The following is an 18,772-nucleotide window of genomic DNA, read 5'->3' as shown; positions in this document are numbered from 1 at the left end:
TGGCGGGCATCACGAGCGAGGACAGCATGAGCGAGAGTTCAGCGTTGCAATGGCTGCGGGCTCCCAAGCTCGCCGAGGATGCGCTGCCGGAGGATTCCCGCGCGGTGGCCTGCCGGCGCTGCGGCCGCACGGTGCAGGTCTCGCTCAGCCCGATGCGTCCGCCAAGCTTCCTGCGCGTCGAGGATCAGGTCGAGTGTCCCGAGGTGCAGGAGCGCTGGACCGGCAAGAGCGAAGGCGGGCTGTTGCTGATGATGTGCGGCGCGCTCGAGCAGTCGCTCGATGCCGAATGGGAGATCGCAGAGCCGGAGAGTGCGGCTCGACGAGAACCTGCACCAGTCTCTCCGGTGCGCCCGTCACCCGCGCCGGCGGCGTCCCTTCCAGACAGATGGGACGACGGCAGCGACGGTGATCAGGAGGAGGCGGGTGAGGGCGGCCGGCTGAAGGCCGTGTTCGCACCGGCGGCAGGTGCGCGCAAGAAGCTGATCCGCGGAGCGCTCGGCGTCGTGGTCCTCGGCATCGTCTTCCTCGGCGGCGTGCTGTTGCCGTTACGCGAGATCAGGCTGCTGATTCAGGCGCCGCCTGGGTCGGCCGGATCGTCGAGCTCGCAGCAGGAGGCGCAGTCCGCCGCGCCGCTGCCTCCGCCGCGCCGGATCCTGCTGGAAGCCGCCGGCGCGCGCCAGGACGCCGCGCGATCGCCGTCCAGCGCCTTCATCGCGCCGCGCCAGGATGCTCCGGCACTCGAGGCGACGCTGGCGCGATCATCCGACACGGCAGCCATTCCGCGGCCCGCGCCGGCGCCGGAAGCCGGGCCGAAGCTACGCTTGCCTGAGCTGGTTGCGATCGCCGGTGGCAGTTTTGCGATGGGCGGCGACGACGAGTCCGAGCAGCCGGCGCATCAGGTCAGCGTGCGACCGTTCTCGCTCGGCAAGCATCCCGTGACGATCGGCGAGTGGAAGCAGTGTGTCGCCGCGGCAAGCTGCGCCGACATCGCGGCCGGTGCGGATGATCGTCCGGTCACCAACCTGAGCTACGACGACACGCAGGCCTATCTCGCCTGGCTGTCGAAGGCGACCGGCAAGTCGTTCCGGCTGCCGACCGAGGCCGAGTGGGAATATGCCGCGCGCGGCGGCCAGCGCACCCGCTATTGGTGGGGCGATCGCATGCGCCCCGGCATGGCCAGTTGCAAGGGCTGCAACGGCACGGGCGACGCCGAGACCGACCAGCCGCCGAAGATCGGCAGCGTCCAGGCCAATCCTTACGGCCTGTTCGACATGGGCGGCGGCGTCGGCCAGTGGGTCGCCGACAGCTGGCACAAGAACTACAAGGGCGCGCCGGCGGATGGATCGGCCTGGCTCGAGGAAGGCAGCTATGCCCGTGTCATCCGCTCGGGATCGTGGAAGAACGGCGCCGCCGATGCGCGGGCCGGCAGCCGCGACCGCTATGACGGCCGCATCCGGCATCCGACCCTGGGTTTCCGCATCGCGCTCTCACCATAGGGGATTTGCATGCTGCCGAGGTCTGCGCGACTCTGCCTCATCCTGACCGCATCGCTCGTGCTCGCGCCGTCATTGGCGCCGGCCAAGGGAACGAAGGCTGCGAAGGATGCCCGCGTCTATTTCATCTCTCCTGCGGACGGGGAGACGGTGACCGGGCCCTTCATCGCTCGCTTCGGACTGCGCAACATGGGCGTTACCCATGCGGGCGACGATTTCGCCGGCAGTGGCCATCATCATCTTCTGGTCGACGTCGACGAGACGATGCAGGCCGGCGAGGAGATTCCGCGCGACAAGAAACACGTTCATTACGCAGCGGGGGAGACGGAGGCGCGGATCGAATTGTCGCCCGGCAAGCACACGCTGCAGCTCGTGCTGGGCGACACCAGGCATCTCAACTTCGATCCGCCCTTGATCTCCGAGAAGATCATGATCACGGTGAGCAAGCCGAACGGAGGCGAGCAGGAGGCGCGCGCGACGCGCAGCGTCACCGTCCGAAGCCGACCGCAGATCCGATCCGTACCAACCGAGCCGCCGGCCCAGCCCGAGCCGTCGCCGGAGATGACGAAGTCGCCCGAGAGCTCCGACTTCATCAGCCGCGTCTTCTCCGGAACGAAGTGACGAGCCTTCCATTCCCGACGGCCGGGCGCGTGATGCGCGTCGCCTTGCGCGCGACCGTGGGACGCAAGCTCGCTCGCTCCTCGCGGATCCATCGCTGAGGGCGGCGCTTGTCGCTTGATGGCGGCAAGGACGATCCACCATCGTCCTGCCCCTGCCGCAGCGATGGAATGATGCATGTCGAAATCCGCGCCAGGGCTCGCGAGGCATGCGCCGCACTGGGCGGCGCAAGCGCAGCTCACCCGGCAATGGCCGCTCGTCCTGGCGCGCGTCCATGGCAGATCCCGACGCAAGCGGGGACGTCGTTGCCGAGGCATCCGACACGTCGTTTTCCTGCAACGACTCGCCATCCTGGTCGGCAGTCAGTGTCGGCAAGGGCATCGCCCGCGCCCAGGATCAGGATGGCTGCGCCGCTGTCCGCACGGATGTGCGTTTGACGGCCGGACGATGCGTGCGCAAGCAGCCGCATCGTCATCATCCACCATCGATCTCGATCCGGTCGTGCGAACGATGGCGACGCTCAAAAAAAAATTTCTGAGGCTTAAGGTCGCAGCCTTGTAGCTGTCGGTTCCTTTCTCGCCTCACCATGGTCACAGCGGCAATCGGGCAGGAGTGTGGTCCCGCACACAGCGCCGTCCACGCCTTGTGCGGGAGCAAAGCGCATGCGCCTCGCGATGATGCTGCTACATCCTTGCGAATCAATATCAGTTGCAATGCGCGGGGAACCGCGCGCGTTGTCGAGTCCTGAAAAGATCAGCGGCCTGCCGACACGGTTCAATCCTGACGGGACCGCATGTGAGTTCGCATCTCAGCGACATTGCGGCCGGATGCGGAACGTTTCGAGCCGCGCCTGCGTGATCGAGGCCATCCGCCGCGGATGATGATGTCCAAGTTTCGTTGAAATCTCCTCCCCTTTGTAGCCTGCGCATCGAGCGCTGTTGGCGCCGATGGCGCAGTCTTCGAGGAGGGATTTGATTATGAAGGTCATCAAGCTGATGGGCGTGGTCTTGGCGGCGGGTCTGGCGTCGGGCTCCGCAGCGCTCGCCGACGGCTACAAGGATTGCACCAAGCTCGACAAGGCGTCGTGGAAGACCACCGCCGAGGCCGAGGCAAAGGCGAAGGCCGCGGGCTACGAGGTTCGACAGACCAAGATCGAGGGCACCTGCTACGAGGTCTACGGCGTCAAGGGCGGTAAGCTCTATGAGCTGTTCTACAGCCCCGAAGACCTCGCGCTGAAGCACACCAAGGCGAAGTGATCTGATGGTCATGCGTGACGCAGGCCAGGCACAGCGGAGCGTCTTCTCCGAGACGCCGGCGAACTCGGGTTCGGGGACCGTAGCGGTCTGGGATTTTCCGCTGCGCGTCTGGCACTGGTCGCTCGCGGCCTTCGTGCTCGTCGCCTGCGTCACGCCCAACACGTTCGATCGCCTGCATCGCCTGGCGGGCTATGCCGTCATCGGTCTTCTCGCCTTCAGGCTGATCTGGGGACTGATCGGCAGCCGTCATTCGCTGTTTGCGCGGATCAGCCTCAAGCTGCGGGCGGCGCCTCAGTACATCGTGGGCATGTTGCGCGGAGAGACGGGACGCTATCTGGGCCTGAACCCGGCAGGGGCCGCGATGCTGGTCGTGATGCTTGCGCTTCTGATCGTCTCGACCATCAGCGGCGTCATGCAGGTCTCGATCCGGTTCTTCGGCGTCGGCTGGATCGAGCAGGCGCATGCGCTGTCGTCCAATGCCATCATCGCCCTGATCGCCGTGCATGTGCTCGGCACGGTGTGGATGAGCGTGCTGCAGCGGGAGAATTTGATGCGCGCGATGGTGACGGGACGCAAGCGCGTGCCTGGCATCATGCGCGCCGCGCCTGCGGTGGCGCGCAGCGTCGCACGCCAGAGCCCGGAGCCCGAGCCGATGGCGGACGAGGAGCACGTATCCGTTGTACCCGATCTGCCGCCCCTGCGCGTGAATCCGGCCCCCGGCGCCGCGAAGCCTGCGCGTATGCCGCGATCCCTCAGCATTCACGACAGGCGGCTGGGGGTCGGCAGGTGAGACGGCGGGCATCGGTCGTGTGCGCTCGCCGGCGATATGTGCGTGCAGGCCCGCGCCTGATTTCATTTCTAGTGCGCGCAAGGCTTGTCCGCGCACGGCTCGAGCTGGATGGACGCACACGCATATTGCGGTCCATGCCGCGTGAGACCAGCACGAGCGTGTCCCTTCGTGCATCTCGCTCGCACTCGTCTCGATGAGCGGGCGCATGAGGATCATGCATGTGCTGTGCGCAGCGTAGGCGGTCGATCGTGAGTCTCGTGTGGTTCGCGGCGCGCGACGGCGCTGCATGACCTGTCGTGTCTCATATCAGCACAGATGCGAACTAAGGCGATTGTGCTGCTACCGACCGCAGTGACCGCTGATTTTCGTCGTTGTCATTCGGCGACGCGCATCGGCGATGCTCGAGCCCACGCGTCTGCGCGGCGACTTGACGCCGTACAACTAATAAATTCGCGCGCTTTGTCGCACACACAGATGTTGTCAAATTTCGACACGGCAAATTGCCGCATTCGGGACTTTATAGTCGTTCTATGAAGTGTCGAAGACTCGTCGAAACAGGCGAGCGCGGGAAGACGTTCGGCACATTCGGGTGAATTCGGGACAGGGACATACAGCATGAATCTCTTTGGGAAGGTACAGGCAGCAGGAGCCGCCGTGTTGATCGCGGCGTTCGCGCTGCCGGCAGGGGCGGCTGAGACGACCATCGAGATATCGGTCAAGGACAACAAGTTTCAGCCGGCGGAGATGAAGGCGCCGGCCAACACGCCGATCGTGTTCAAGGTCAAGAATCTGGATGGCGCGCCGGTCGAGTTCGAGAGCGAGCCCCTGGAGTTCGAGACGGTGATCAAGCCCAACATGGAAGGCGTCGTGAAGGTCAAGGCGCAGAAGCCGGGACGCTACGAATTCTTCGACGACTTCCATCAGGGCAACAAGGGCGCGCTGATCATCGAGTGATCCGACCTTCGACGCCGTGATGCCGGGATGCGTCACGCCGCGGGCGCCGCGCTTCGCGGGTTGCCGAACTCGACGGAGACGAGGCTCTTTGGAACGGGCAGCACGAGAGACGGTCGCTTCCAGACGTGGCATCGGTCGCGACGTCTCACGGTGCCAGGAGGAGACGGTTGCGATCACCGTGCTGCTCGTGACGCTGTTCGGAGTCGCGCCGTCCTACGGTCAGACCGTCACGCCGGGGAGCCAGGTCAGGGCCTATGCAGATCCGGCGACCACCGACGCCGGACCGGTGGTGGTCGTACCCAATCGCCGCCGCCAGCCGGTGAGGCCGGCGAACAGCAATGGACCGCTGGTCATTCCGCAGGTGATCGTTTCGCCGGGCGGGGTCGAGCCGGAGCCGAAGGCGGCCACGCAGGTGGACGAGGCTCCACCGCCGCGGCCGCGGTCTCCGATCGATGCGGGCGCGGGCGCGCTCCCGCAGGCCGCGCGCCGCGAGCCGGCGCCGCGTCTGGCTCCGGTTCGAAACGGCTTTTTCGGTGCACCGTCCGCCGGTCTCCTGGTCGGCGGCTGCCTGTCGACGCCGGGCCGGCTGTCGGTCACGAACGTGCCCAATCGCTGCCTGGACGCGCTGGCGTTCGCCGTCAGTCCGCCGCCGGCGACGCGTGGCGTGCTGCCGCGCAACCTGCCGCCGATTCCGCGACAGGATGCGCAGCCGATTCCGCCCGTTCTGGCGGACAAGCCCAAGATGCGGCTGCCGCCGGTGAACAAGGGGCAGAAGCCGCAGGAGCAGCCGCAGCCGCCGATGATGGCGGAAGACCCCTATGAGCCCAAGGGCATCACGGTGGGAAACTTCATCCTGAAGCCTGCGTTCGAAATGTCCTCAGGCTTCGACAGCAATCCCGGCCGTGTGCCGCAAGGCAAGGGCTCGGCCTTCGTCAGCGTTGCGCCGGTCCTGCTCGTGCGCTCTCAGTTCGAGCGGCATCTGCTCAACGCCGATGTGCGCGTCGGCTACATCGACTATGCGAAGCTCCGGCAGCTCAGCAGGCCTACCGTCGACGCCAAGGTGAATGGGCGCTACGACATCACCGATACGTTTGCGCTCAACGGCGAGGGCCACGTTGCCGTCGATGCCGATGATCCCGGCACGCCGCGCTTCGCCGGCCGGTTCGCCAGGATTCCGCTCGCCTCCACCGTCGGCGGCTCGGCGGGCGTCACCAAGCGGTTCGAGGAGGTCGAGGTCTCGACCAAGGCCGCCATCGACCGCGTCGCGTTCCAGAACGCGCCGCTCGTCGACGGCCAGATCGTCAGCAATGCCGATCGCAACTTCGTCCAATACGGCTCGCAGAGCCGCATCACCTACAATCTGACGCCGGAGATCCGTCCCTTCGTCGACGTCGCCGTCGATCGCCGCGTTCACGACATCGCGGTCGATGCCGAAGGCTTCCGCCGCGACTCCACCGGGACGGCGGTCGAGGCCGGCGTGACCTTCAACTACGCCGACAAGCTGACAGGCGACGTCGCCGTCGGCTATCTGACGCGCCGCTATCAGGATCCGATGCTCAAGCCGGTCAACGGCTTCATTGCCGACGCCAATCTGACATGGCAGTTCGCCAAGGAGACGGCGATCGCGCTGGGGGCCAAGTCGCAGGTGGTGGAGATCACCGAGCCCGGCATTTCCGGCGTGCTCAAGCGCGACGTCACCGTCGGCATCGAGCATCAGTTCGAGCCCTGGCTCGTCGGCACGTTCCTCGCCGGCTATGGCGAGGACGCGTTCACCGGCACGACGCGGGTCGACAACCGCTATCTGGTCGAGCTCGGCATGCTCTACAAGTTCTCACGCCTGCTGCAGCTCAGGGCCAGCGTCCGGCGCGAGGAGACGCGCTCCAACTTCCGCGAAAACAATCTGTCGGCGACCGTGGTGCAGGTCGGCGCGCGGGTACAGTACTAGACGAACGTTTCCATCCAATCGGCATGCGTGGTGGGCTGAGCCCCCCGCAGTCTCCAACGCTGTCGTGCCTCGCGAAAGCGGGGCATCCAGTACTTCCGTGGCGGCAGATGCCGAACCGAAACGTCACGGCGTACTGGATCGTCCGCCTTCGGACGATGACAGCGAGGGATACCCATCTCCGTAGGAATATGAGAGGGGACTTTGGAAAAGGTCGTCTCGCGGGGATTCCGGCCGGATACGGAAAGGTCTCGCGTTCCTTCGTCCGCGCGACCTAGGCCCAGCAGACGCAAAAAGCAGCGCTCGCGCCATTGCGAACGCTGCCAAGTCTTCAAGATACACGCGTCGAACGACGCACGGTCTACTTCTTCTGGTTGAAGTTCACGTCGAGGCTGAAGCTGAACTGATCGTCCGTCAGTCCGGACGGCGGCGCAGGCACAGGGTCGGAGCGGCGGATCATCGCCAGCGCGGCATCGTCGAACATCGAGTCGCCGGACGACTGCATGACGGACGCAGACACCACCTTGCCGGCCCGGCTCAGCACGAGCGCCACCTTGACCGTGCCATTGTGCTTCTTGCCTTCCGGATAGCGCTTGTGCAGCTCGAAATAGGCGCTGATCTTTCGGCCCCAATCGTTGGTCAGCTTCTGCTTGTCCTTGCCCATTCCCGGATTGGGGGCCTTGGCCGTCTCGGCCGGCGGCGCGGCCTCGTCCAGCGCCTTGCGGGCCGATTCTTCCTGCGCAGCAGATGCGACCGACGCCTCGGCCTGCTGGGTTGCCTGCTGCTGTTCCTCCTTCTCCGGCTTCTTGGGATCGTTCTGCGTGACGACCCGATCGGCCTCCTCCTCTGTCTCGGTCGGCTTGTCCTTGACGGCGTCGGACTCCTTGACTTCGGCGGTCTGCTGCATCTGCTCCGGCGCAGCTTCGGCCGCGTCGCTGTCGGGACCCGGCGGAAGATCGTTGTCCTCGACCTGGGGCGAGGCGATCTCGAGCGCGAATTCGGCGCCGGCCGCGCCGAGACCGCCGTCCGCGTCATTGCCGCTGAGATGGACGACCGCGAGCGCGGCGCCGCCACCGTGCAGCATGAGGGCGCCGATCGCGGCTGAGATCCACAAGCGGCGCGACGCTCCCTGATACTTGTGTTCGACCATTCTTCAGTTCCGTCGTTTCACTGGTTTCAATGTGCAGCCTGGGCGGCGGCCTGTGAGACGCCTTCGACAGTCACGAGCTTGATCTTCGGATAGCCGCCGGTCCGCAGCAGCTCCATCACGTCCATCAGCTCTCCATACGCCACGCCCCGGTCGGCGCGCAGGAAGATGAACTTGTCCTTCGCCGCCTCGGGGATGTGCTCGAGCGTGCTCACCAGGCTCGCCCGTTTCACCGGCTCCTCGCCGACGAACAGCGTCAGATCCGGCTTGATGCTGACATAGATCGGCTTGTCCGGCTTCTTCTGCGGCGTGGCCGTCGATGTCGGGAGATCGACCGGCACGTCGACCGTCGACAGCGGTGCCGCCACCATGAAGATGATCAGCAGCACCAGGATCACGTCGATGAAGGGCGTGACGTTGATGTCGCTCGTCTCGCCGAGATCATCGTCGCCATCGCCTTCCGAGAGAGAGACGGCCATGGAGCTACTCCGCCGCCAGCGCCATCGGAGGCGCAGAGTGGACGTGGATGGGCTCGAAGCGCTCGCCGTGATGGCTGCTGTGGTGGCTCTGGCCGCGATCCAGATCGCGCGACAACATCCGGGCGGTGGCGCCGGAGGACCGGTTCACGAGCTCCATGTAGCCCTTCGTCACCCGTGTGAAGTGATTGTAGATGATCACGGCCGGGATCGCGGCGACGAGGCCGATGGCGGTTGCGAGAAGCGCTTCGGCGATGCCGGGCGCGACGACGGCGAGGTTCGTGGTCTGCGACTTCGAGATGCCGATGAAGCTGTTCATGATGCCCCAGACCGTGCCGAACAGGCCGACGAAGGGCGAGATCGAGCCGATCGTGGCGAGCAGGCCCATGCCGGTCCGGCAACGCCTGCCCTCGGCACGTACGATCTCGGAGAAGCTCGACGCGGCGCGCTCGTTGACGCCGTGAGACGGCAGTTCGGACGACATTCTGATCTCGTGCATGGCGGCGTCGATCAGAGCCGTCAGCACGTTCTGGCGTGATCCCAGCGCGAGCTTGGCTTCCGACAGCCAGCGTACGTCGTCGACCTTGCGCAGCGCGCCGCTCAGCTTCCGGCGCAGGATGGAGAACTCGATGGTCTTGGCGATGAAGACGGTCCAGGTCGCAAGCGAGGCGAGCGCGAGCCCCATCATGACCGACTTCACGAGAATGTCGGCGGCCAGGAACATCGACCATGGCGACAGATCATGCGGCACGTGTGATGCCGCTTGCGCACCGCCTTGTGCCGCGCCCTGGGCCGGCTTCTCTGCCTGGTCCTTCGCCTTGTCGCCCGCTGCCGTGTCCGTGACGGCTTCGGTCGCGCTCGACGGCTGGGTGTCGTTCGTTGTGGCGGCCGGTGCCTGGTTCGTTGCACCAGCTTGCGGCGTGGTCGCGCCCGGAGCCGGCGAAGGCGCGGCCGTCGTCGCGACGCCGTTGGTCGTCGGAGCCGCTGCCGTGGGCGCGGGCTGGGCAACGGCGGGGGCTGTCTGCGCCTGTCCGACGGTCATCGGCTTCGGAGCCGCGCCCTGAGCTTGAGCTGCGTGCGCGACGGGAGCCGGCGCACTGGCCGCGGCGGCGTTGGCGGGCGCAGCTGCAGGCGCCTGCGTGGCGGCCGCCGTCGTCGGAGCCTGAACGGATTTCGCGCCGGTCGGAGTCGTCGGACTCGGTGCTGTGGTCTGCGGGGCGGTGGCAGCCTGGCCAGGTCTCGGCGACGTGGCCGGCTGCTCGGCATGCGCCATGGCGCCGGCCGAAACGGCTGCGATCACCGCTCCTACATGAAGAACGATCCTGAACATGTTGCTGCGTACCCCTTGGTAGTTATCTTCTCTGTAATGCTTCTAGTCGTAACCCGGCTGTTTTGAGACGGCGCGTTGACTCAAAGCGGGAACATCAATGTCGGCAGTCACTCCGGTGAGTGCGATGCCAGATGAAAAATCGAATCGTTTGATCTGCGTAAGAGCTCGCGATGCTGCCCATCGCGTCATAACTCCCTGAAAGTCCTGACCTGGGGCGCGACGAGCCGTGCACGGTTCCGCCAACGCGGCTGCCTGTCACGCAAATGCCGCCGTTCGGTCTTCCATCAATTCTAATTAGTCGGCGCCGGCGTGATGGTCCCGTTCGGTGGGCGCGAGGGCATCACGCGCGTTCTTCGAGACGTGATGCCGCCGGAAACGGCTCGAAAGCGTCGAGATCCGAATCAGGGGGCGGTGGAATCAGGTTTGTTTGAAAAACGGGCCCCGCGCGATCTGGTCAAGCCGCGAGCGGTGGCTGAAGTTCGCGAATCGCACACGCTTGCCGGCGTAGAAAGATCGTGCTGCTCGCAAGCGGCGGTCTGCCGGCAGTCAAGGACGTGTGACAGCTCAAGGAAGGACAGCCGGCCGCTTGTGAGATTGGACGGTGGTCCATCGCGAAGGCTGAGAACGGCTCCGCAGCGATGCGGTCATCGTCCGAACGAATGAGCCGGGCTGCATGTGTGCAACCCGGCTCGTAGACGATCGAACTCAACGTGAGCATGGCGACCGAAGGCGGATATTGAGACGCACGTTTCCTTGGAAACAGCGGTCGATGCCGGGTCTATCGCTTGCCATCTCGACCGCTGTCATGCTCCGCGAAGGCAGTGCATCCAGCAATCCGCGATGATGATGAACCGAGATGTCACGGCGTACCAGATCGTCCGCGTTCGCGGACGATGACAGTGAGGGTCTACATATCTGCATCAATAGGGCTGGAACGTTGAAAACGGTCGTCTAGTTCTCGGCCCAGTAGCGGATCAGGTTGTGATAGAGGCCGGTCAGCCGCACCATCTCCGGATCGTCGCGTCCCATCCGCTGCGACAATCCCTGGATCGTCGTGTCGAGATCGAAGATCATGCTGCGCGCGAGGGGATCGCGGATCATGCTCTGCAGCCAGAAGAACGAGGCGACGCGGACGCCGCGCGTCACCGGGGTGACCATGTGCAGGCTCGAGGCGGGATACAGCACGAGGTCGCCGGCCGGCAGCTTGACCTCGTGCGAGCCGTACAGATCCTCGATCACCAGCTCGCCGCCGTCGTAATCCTCCGGCTCGGACAGAAACAGCGTGACCGAAAGGTCGGTGCGAATGCGCAGGCCGGTGAGCTTGTCGCCGCGGACCGCGTTGTCGACGTGGATGCCGAAATGGTGGCCCGACTCCGCGCTGTAGCGGTTGAACAGCGGCGGGAAGATCTGCTGCGGGATGGCGGCGGCGAGAAAGCGCGGATTGGCGGTCATCGCCGAAATGATGCGGTGGCCGAGCTTGCGCGCCACCTCGCTGTCGGGCGGCAACTGCTCGTTGCGCTTGACCATGGCCGACTGGGCGCCGGCCGTCGAGCGACCGTCCTCCCAGTCGCTGTCGTCCATGATGTGGCGGAAGTCCGCCACATCGTCTTTGCTCAAAACTCCGGGGACACAGATCAGCATGAACTCATCACTTGATGTATGCCCAGGTTTGGGTGTGCGATCAGAACCGCCCGGACAGGACGATCGACGCGCTTCGTCCCGGACCGACGAGCACGAACGGGGTGGCACTCTGATAGAGAGCGTCGTAGTAGAGCTTGTCGAAGATGTTGGCAACAAACAGCTTCGCCGTCCAGTTCTTGTCGAGCTTGGCTTCCGCGAACGCATCGAAGCGCCAGTAGCTCGGCAGCTCCGTGCCCTGGTTCGCCGCCAGCCAGGTGCCGCCGAAGATCTTCGAGCGGTAAACCGCCTGGCCGCCGATCTCCCAGGTGTCGTTGATCTGGTACTTCGTCAGCAGGCTGAACGACTGGTGCGCGGTGTTGGCGAGCTGCAGCCCGACATTGCTGGTGAACAGCGCGGTGTTGGCTGGCGGGATGTTCGACTTCGTCACCTCGGACTGCATCAGCACGATGCCGCCGAAGATGCTCCATTTGTCGGTCAGCTTGCCGCCCGCCTGCAGGTCGATGCCGCGGATGCGGTAGGCGGCACCGGCCGAGAGACACGGCACGGAGCCGATGGTGCCTGCCGGATACGGGCAGTCCGCGGTGGCCTGCGCGGCGCTGGTGATGTTGCGTGACTCGCGGGCGTTCTCCTTCTCGGTCTGGAACAGCGCTCCGGTGACCAGCAGGCGACCGTCGAGCAGCTCCCACTTGGTGCCGATCTCGATCGAGGTGTTCTTCTCGGGCCCGAAGATCTGGTTGGCGCCGCCATTGGTGACCGCCGACAGGCCGCCATATTGCGGGCTGAGGCCGTCGAACTCCGCGCCGACCGGATTCGACGAGGTGGCGTAGGCCGCATAGAAGCTGGCGTAGGGCACCGGCTTCAAGGTCATGCCGACGTTGAAGTTCGGCATGCCGCTGGAGGCCGCCGTCGAACCCGGCGTGTTGGCGACGCCGTTGACGGTGCCGAAGCCGTCGACCCGGACGTCGTATTTGTCGTAGCGCACGCCGCCGTTGAGGATGACGAGATCGCGGTAGTTGACGCTGTCGAGCGCGTAGACGCTCGCCGAGTCGATCTTCACGTTCGTCGGGAATTGTCCCAGCGACGGAATGCCGAACGGTAGGTTGGTGAACTGCGGGTTGAACACGCTCACGCCCGAGAGCGAGCCGCTGCCCGCGAACGCCAGGCCCTGCTGCTCGGATGTCAACCCGGTGTAGCTGTTGATGCGCGCCTTTTCCTGCGAGACTTCGAGCCCCGCGAGCACGGTGTGCCTGAAGTTGCCGGTATCGAACTTGTAGGTCGCCTCGAGCTGGTTGGCGAGCACGTCGGTCTGCTGGAAGCGGCTCTGCGGATTGGCCCGGATCGTCGAATTCGACAGCGGGTTGGTGAGCGTCGGGCCTTCCGGCAGCGTGCCGATGTAGTTCAGGGTCGAGCGCGACACCCGGATCTTGTCGGAGATAGTCAGGTCTGGAGTGACCTTCACCTCGGCATTGAACGTACCGATGTCCTGTCCGACACGCGAGAAGTCGCGGTTGACGAAGCCATACCAGGCGTTGCGCGGCGAGCCGACCTCGGGGAATGGCGCGCCGGCGGTGAGCGTGCTCGGCCGATAGTAGGGAACGCCGAAGTCCGGACGGCCGGTCGCCTCGTTGTGGATGTAGTTGGCGGACAGGGTCACGGTGTCCAGCGGCGTCCACTTGGTGGCGATGAAGCCGCCGTTGCGGTTGTCGGTGACGTAGTCGCGGCCGGCCACGCCGGCATCCTGGAACAGGCCGCCGACGCGGGCAGCGAAGGTCGGCGTGATCTTCTGGTTGACGTCGATCACCACGCGCTTGGTCCTGTCGGTGCCGAGCGTGGTGTCCATGTTGTAGAAGCTGTTCTCGGTCGTGGCCTGCTTGGTCACGATGTTGATCGCGCCGCCGGTGGTGCCGCGGCCGGCGAAGGACGACGCCGGGCCGCGCAGGATCTCGACCTGCTCGGTGAAGAAGTTCTCGCGCACGGAGACGCCGGCGTCACGCACGCCGTCGATGAAGACGTCGTTGCGGGCGTCGAAGCCGCGGATGAAGAAGCGGTCGCCGAACGCGTTGCCGCCTTCGCCGGTGCCGAGCGTCACGCCGGCGGTGGAGAGCACCGCGGATTTGAGGCTGGTGGAGTTCTTGTCCGCCAGGATCTCCTTGCTCAGGACGGTGACGGTCTTCGGCGTGTTGAGCAGCTTCTCCGGAAACTTGCCGGAGGCCTGCAGCCGCTCGCCCTTGTAGTCGGAGGCGGGGCTGGAATAGGGGTTGCGGTCGGGCGGCAGATTGCTCTTCGGCGCCGCGGCCTGTTGTTGTTGTTGCTGGCGGGCGGCGCGGCGCATCGCGTCGCGGGCGCGGACCTGGTCCGCGGTCGGGCGCGAGGCGGCCGGCTTGGGGCGCGCCACCGGGGCTTCGACGGTGACGGACGGCAGCGGCGCCTGTTGGGCTTCGGCACCGGAGAACGAGGCAACCGCGATCAGGCTCGCGACTGCCGAGACTTTCACACCGGAAATCTCGGGAGATGGATCCCACTCGTGTCCGCTTGCCCCTCGCAAGCTCCTTGGAAAGATTGCCTTACCCATACTCGACCACCCCATTCGTTACGCAAAACTTTGACTTGGGTTCGCTTGAACGCCCGCAACCGGCGCGTGCTTGTTGCGAATGCAAGTCAAGAAGCGGGGGAAAGCGGCCCAAAGCTGGTTCCGCCGGTGGCCGGAATGCGAAAAGTTTCCATCCATTTCTGAGAATGAGAGTTGTTCGCAGACAGTTGCCCCGTAGCAACAGTTGAAACCTCCTGGTTGAACCGATCTCCGTCATTCAATTGCTGATGAGAGAATTGGTGGTCTTTCACGTCGTCTCGCGAGGTGGATCGTTCGCTTGACGATCACTTCGGTCGATCTTCGGTTCGAGCTGCTCCCCGCCGCGTCGCGAGATGCGGCGGGAATCTGGCAAATCTGTTGCCTGATCGGGGCGCGTGTGCGGCTCGGAACTTCGCCGTGGTGATCAGGTAGAACGCGGCGCCCGGAGCGATCTGGGTGAACGGGACGTTGCCGCGGTGGCAGGTGTCGGAATGGAGCGGTTGGTGAGGTTCCGAGCGTAGACCTTCATGCCGGGGGCCGGCATCTGCAGCGGTCTCGACCGTGAGATCAGCGGCGCTCGGCGATGATCGCGACCGGCCCGCCGCCGTCGGGACCCTGATGCTCGGCGCCGCCCGAGACGAACAGGTCGGTGAAGCCGAACAGCCCGGCCAGCGCGCCGCCGACGAAGGCGCGGGCATGGCGGGTGGAGGAGACGTCGCTGTCATCCAGCATGGTATGCCGCTGGCCGCGCAGCCGGCCGCTCTGCGCCGCCTCCGCCTTGGCGAGCACCGCGGCGATGCGGCTGCGATCGGCCGCCGCGACCTGGCCCGGCACGTTGAGGCCGAGCCGGGCGAGCGCCTGCCGGGCCGGCTCGATGTCGATGGCATCGCCCATGACGGCATGATCGATCGCGAGCGGCCCGCTCCAGGTGGCCGACATGCCGGCCACCATGATCTCGTGGTCGAGCAGCTCGACGCCGCCCGAGGTGGCCGCGCGCCCGCTGTAGCGCGAGACGTCGGCGCAGATCGTCGCGTCGGAGAGATCGGCGGCGGCGAGCTCGCCGAGCGCGATCGCGACACCCAGCGCCGAGGCGCCGCGCGAGAAGCCCATCGATTTCAGCGTATCGCGCACGGCGGTGCGCTGTCCCCGGGCCTCGACCGCCTCGATGCGCTCCATCGTCAGCAGCGGACATTTCACCTGCACATAATGGACGTCGGCGGGATCGCTGATGCCGGCGTCGGTCATTGCCGCGCGCACGCCGGCGGCCACGAGCTCGACCTGCGGCATGCGGCCGAGATGCTCGCCCGGCAGCGCCGGCGTGCGCGCGCGCCCCAGCGCCAGCGATGCCGGGAAAGCGCGCGGCGCCGCGGCGTCACCCCCGTCGCGTGCCTCGAACACGATCATGTGCGGCGACAGCGCGCCCTCGGTGCCGCCCGACATCACCATCGCGATCTGCCGCACGGCGTCGGCTGCGAGATAGCGGCCGAGCAGCGCCTCCAGCGAGCGCACGGCGAAGGCGCGGGTGAAGTCGTTGACGCAGCCATTGCCTTCGGTCTTGCCGAGAATGGCGACGATGCCGGCGGGATCGATCGCGCCTTGCGCGATTCCGGTCTCGAGCGCGCCGACATCGTCCGGGCTCCGCATCGGCAGGCGGTGAACGTAGGCGCGGCGCAGCGTGGTCGGCATGTCGAGAACTCCTGTCGTGCGGTCCGGCGACACTAGGCAATCGCAAAGCCGCGCGCGACGGTGTTCCGGGATGGTCCGCGTGCTATCCTTCGCAATCCCATCTCGACGACCGGTGATCCATGCCTCTCTGGACCTGCTTTCAATGCGGCGCGCAGTTTCCCGATACGGCAGCGCCGCCCGGCCATTGCGCCGTCTGCGAGGACGAGCGGCAATATGTGAACTGGAAGGGACAAAGCTTCCTCAGCCGCGACGACCTCGCCGAACGGCATCAGGTCGTTTGGCGCGACGATGACGGCCTGAGCGGGCTCGCTCTGGATCCCAGCTTTGCGATCGGCCAGCGCGCGCTGCTCGTTCCCGGGCCGGATGGCTGCGTGATGTGGGACTGCATTCCCCTGGCGACAGAGGCAGCCATTGCCCACGTGCGCTCGCTCGGCGGCCTGAAGGCCATCGCGGTATCGCATCCGCACTATTATGGCGCGGTCGCTGATTGGAGCGCCGCGTTCGGCAACGCGCCGGTCTATCTCCATGGCGACGACCGCGCCTTCGTCACCCGGCCGCATCCGGCGATCGTGCCATGGACGGGCGATCGCCTCGCCATCTCGGATGACGTCGTGCTGCTGCGGACCGGCGGGCATTTTGCCGGCGCCACCATCCTGCATTGGCGCAAAGGTGCCGGTGGCAAGGGCGCGCTGTTGACCGGTGACATCGCGATGGTGGCGATGGATCGCCGCCACGTCAGCTTCATGTATTCCTATCCGAACTACATCCCGCTCGGCGCGGCCGCCGTGCGCCGCATCGCCGATGCGGTCGCGCCGCTGGCCTTCGATCGCATCTACGGCGCCTGGTGGCAGAAGAACATCGCCGACGATGCGAAGGCGGCGTTCGATCGCTCGGTGCGGCGTTATCTTCAGGCGATCGCTTGAGCCGCCGGCTTTGCGGAATCCCCGTAAAGTAACGGGGCATTAGGCACAACCAGAAGGTTGTTTCAGGGCATCTTGCAGTCTTTGGTCGGATGGTATCGAAGTATCCCGGGCGGAATGGGGTACCTCAATGCATTTGCCATCGTGCTCGTCGGCGACCGGCGCCATCGTGCCGGCCGGGCTCCTCGTGCATTCAGACCTCCGATCAGCTCCCCATCATCCGGTGTCCGCCTCCAGCGCCGGCGACCTGTCCTGGCGCTGGATTCTGTTGGCGCTGGTGCTCGCCATCGTGCTCGCGGTGCCGTTCCTGCTGGTCGATGTCCCGCCGGTGCTCGACTATCCCAACCACCTCGCGCGGCTGTTCGTGCTGGCGCATCCCGACGATCCCGTGCTGTCGCAGATATACGCGCCGAATTGGCGCATCCTGCCCAATCTCGGCATGGACGTGATCGGCGTCGCGCTGCTGCGCGTCACCGACGTTCATGTCGGCGGCCGCATCCTGCTCGCGCTCAGCCTGTTCGCGCCGCTCGTCGGCGTCGTCACCTATCACCGCGCGGTGTTCGGCCGGCTGTCGTTGTGGCCGCTGGCGGCCGGCATCGTCGCCTATGACGGCGTCTTCCTGCTCGGCTTCATGAATTTCCAGCTCTCGCTCGGCCTGGCCCTCGGCGGCGCCGCCGGCTGGGTGGCGCTGCGCCGTCGGGGCGGCTGGCTGCCCGCGATCGCCTGGGGCGCCATCGCCGCGGCGGCCGCCTTCCTCTGCCACATCTTCGGCCTGCTGTTCTTCGCGGTCCTGATCGGCGCCGGAGAGGCCGACCGGCTGTGGCGGCTGCGCCGGTCGCCGGTCCTGGCGCGGGAGTTCGCTGTCGCTGCCTGTGCGCTCGGAGTCACGCTCAGCCCGGCCGTGCTGCTCTATGGGCTCTGTCCGCTGGGCGAGGGTGGATTGCAACTCGGCGACTGGGACGGACCGCCGAAGCTGTGGCGCATCATGACGCCGTTCCTGACAACCAGCGCCGAGCTGACGATCATCACGACGGTCGTGGTGATGTCTGTGTTGGTCCTCGTCCGGCGCCAGCTCGTCGTCGCGCCGGGCGTTCCGCTGGCGCTGGCGGCGCTGTTCGTCGCCTTCGTCGCCGCGCCGTGGACGGCGCTGGGAGGAACGTTGATCGACATGCGCTTTGCCGCGATGTGCGGCCTGCTGCTGTTCGCCGGCTTGCAGCCGGTCGTGTCCGGCAGGAAGGCGGTGCTCGTCGGCATCGTCCTCTCGGGGCTGATGTTGATTCGGACCGCGGATATCGCATCGGCATGGATCGATCACAGAGTGGACCTCGCCGAACTGCGCGCGGCGATCGCGCATGTGCAGCCCGGCGCGCGCGTCATCGCCGCGCATGGCCACGAGCAGCCCGTCTCCAGCCGGCGCGAGCGGATCCTGCCCGGATTCCGCTACGTCGATTCCCATATGGCGGCGCTGCTCGTGATCGAGCGGCGGGCGTTCTGGCCGCTGATGTTCGCCCATCCGAACCAGCAGCCCATCACGGTCCGTCCCTCTTTCGCTCGTCTTGCGCAGCCGCTGGCCGAGCCCGCCGCGTGGCGCTGGCTGCAACCTGACACGCCGCCCGCCGACGTGTTGCCGCTCGCGCGCTATCTGGCCGGCTGGCGGTCGAACTTCGATGCTGTCCTGCTGCTCGACCCGCCAGTCCCTGAGCAGCCGGTCGCCGGACTCACGCCGCTCTATCTCGGCAGCTACATCCAACTGTTCCGCATCGGGCAGGGCACCGGCACCACCGCTGTGCAGGAGCCTCAGCCCGCTCCGCCGGCGGCCTCACCTTCGTGAAGCCGGAACGACGGCCGCCGCTCCCCATCCGTCTCCGGTGATCCCTTGTCGCCGTTCGGCCGTTGCCTTGCGCTGGCCGGGCGCTAGGCGCGGTCGGTGGCGCCACAACGGAGAAGCGA

General features: G+C 66.2%; 15 protein-coding genes. 9 read left to right on the top strand and 6 right to left on the bottom strand.

The window, feature by feature from the left end:
* Nucleotides 1-26: 26 nt before the first annotated feature.
* The 7 genes from ACQR03_RS26120 to ACQR03_RS26090 all read left to right on the top strand — a co-directional run bounded on the left by ACQR03_RS26120 (nt 27) and on the right by ACQR03_RS26090 (nt 7,056).
* Nucleotides 27-1,496 (top strand): formylglycine-generating enzyme family protein, encoded by a 1,470-nt coding sequence (locus tag ACQR03_RS26120; RefSeq protein WP_434841637.1) that lies wholly within the window; start codon nt 27-29, stop codon nt 1,494-1,496.
* Nucleotides 1,497-1,505: 9 nt separating this feature from the next.
* Complete coding sequence (locus ACQR03_RS26115) at nt 1,506-2,114, top strand: DUF4399 domain-containing protein (RefSeq protein ID WP_316167914.1); 609 nt, start codon at nt 1,506-1,508, stop codon at nt 2,112-2,114.
* A 271-nt stretch (nt 2,115-2,385) separates the two neighbouring features.
* Nucleotides 2,386-2,649, top strand: coding sequence for a hypothetical protein (locus ACQR03_RS26110; protein ID WP_315716491.1), 264 nt, complete (start codon nt 2,386-2,388; stop codon nt 2,647-2,649).
* A gap of 439 nt (nt 2,650-3,088) precedes the next feature.
* Entirely contained in the window at nt 3,089-3,367 is a 279-nt protein-coding gene (locus tag ACQR03_RS26105) for a PepSY domain-containing protein (RefSeq protein WP_315716492.1), read from the top strand.
* A gap of 10 nt (nt 3,368-3,377) precedes the next feature.
* Nucleotides 3,378-4,157 (top strand): cytochrome b/b6 domain-containing protein, encoded by a 780-nt coding sequence (locus ACQR03_RS26100; RefSeq protein ID WP_315716493.1) that lies wholly within the window; start codon nt 3,378-3,380, stop codon nt 4,155-4,157.
* A gap of 615 nt (nt 4,158-4,772) precedes the next feature.
* Nucleotides 4,773-5,111, top strand: a complete 339-nt coding sequence (locus ACQR03_RS26095) for a cupredoxin domain-containing protein (protein WP_434841638.1) — start codon at nt 4,773-4,775, stop codon at nt 5,109-5,111.
* A gap of 88 nt (nt 5,112-5,199) precedes the next feature.
* Nucleotides 5,200-7,056 carry an outer membrane beta-barrel protein gene (locus tag ACQR03_RS26090; protein WP_315716495.1) on the top strand — a complete coding sequence of 619 codons (1,857 nt, stop codon included), beginning with the start codon at nt 5,200-5,202 and terminating at the stop codon, nt 7,054-7,056.
* 358 nt (nt 7,057-7,414) lie between these two features.
* Here ACQR03_RS26090 and ACQR03_RS26085 read toward each other — a convergent pair whose 3' ends face one another.
* The 6 genes from ACQR03_RS26085 to ACQR03_RS26060 form a co-directional block, all read right to left on the bottom strand.
* Nucleotides 7,415-8,203, bottom strand: coding sequence for an energy transducer TonB (locus ACQR03_RS26085; protein WP_315753745.1), 789 nt, complete (start codon nt 8,201-8,203; stop codon nt 7,415-7,417).
* 26 nt (nt 8,204-8,229) lie between these two features.
* Nucleotides 8,230-8,679 carry a TonB system transport protein ExbD gene (gene exbD, locus ACQR03_RS26080; protein ID WP_315716497.1) on the bottom strand — a complete coding sequence of 150 codons (450 nt, stop codon included), beginning with the start codon at nt 8,677-8,679 and terminating at the stop codon, nt 8,230-8,232.
* A 4-nt stretch (nt 8,680-8,683) separates the two neighbouring features.
* On the bottom strand, nt 8,684-10,006 hold the full coding sequence (gene exbB / locus ACQR03_RS26075) for a tonB-system energizer ExbB (RefSeq protein WP_434841639.1): 1,323 nt from the start codon (nt 10,004-10,006) through the stop codon (nt 8,684-8,686).
* A 951-nt stretch (nt 10,007-10,957) separates the two neighbouring features.
* Nucleotides 10,958-11,647: a Fe2+-dependent dioxygenase gene (locus tag ACQR03_RS26070; protein WP_315716500.1), complete on the bottom strand. Its 690-nt coding sequence runs from the start codon at nt 11,645-11,647 to the stop codon at nt 10,958-10,960.
* A 40-nt stretch (nt 11,648-11,687) separates the two neighbouring features.
* A complete protein-coding gene (locus ACQR03_RS26065) occupies nt 11,688-14,219 on the bottom strand; it encodes a TonB-dependent receptor (RefSeq protein WP_434841640.1) in 2,532 nt (843 codons plus the stop codon).
* A 564-nt stretch (nt 14,220-14,783) separates the two neighbouring features.
* Nucleotides 14,784-15,902: a ring-opening amidohydrolase gene (locus ACQR03_RS26060; RefSeq protein WP_434841641.1), complete on the bottom strand. Its 1,119-nt coding sequence runs from the start codon at nt 15,900-15,902 to the stop codon at nt 14,784-14,786.
* 119 nt (nt 15,903-16,021) lie between these two features.
* On the opposite strand from ACQR03_RS26060, the gene ACQR03_RS26055 reads away from it, so the two are divergent.
* Together ACQR03_RS26055 and ACQR03_RS26050 are read left to right on the top strand one after the other, a co-directional pair.
* The gene (locus ACQR03_RS26055) at nt 16,022-16,825 is read left to right on the top strand and encodes an MBL fold metallo-hydrolase (RefSeq protein WP_315716503.1); all 804 of its coding nucleotides are present in this window, start codon (nt 16,022-16,024) and stop codon (nt 16,823-16,825) included.
* A 220-nt stretch (nt 16,826-17,045) separates the two neighbouring features.
* Nucleotides 17,046-18,653, top strand: a complete 1,608-nt coding sequence (locus ACQR03_RS26050) for a hypothetical protein (protein ID WP_434841642.1) — start codon at nt 17,046-17,048, stop codon at nt 18,651-18,653.
* Nucleotides 18,654-18,772 lie beyond the last annotated feature (119 nt).

Origin of the sequence: Bradyrhizobium sp. HKCCYLS3070 (assembly GCF_051167575.1) — a bacterium.
In the GTDB taxonomy this organism is placed as follows: domain Bacteria; phylum Pseudomonadota; class Alphaproteobacteria; order Rhizobiales; family Xanthobacteraceae; genus Bradyrhizobium.
This window is presented reverse-complemented; position numbering and strand designations above follow the sequence as displayed.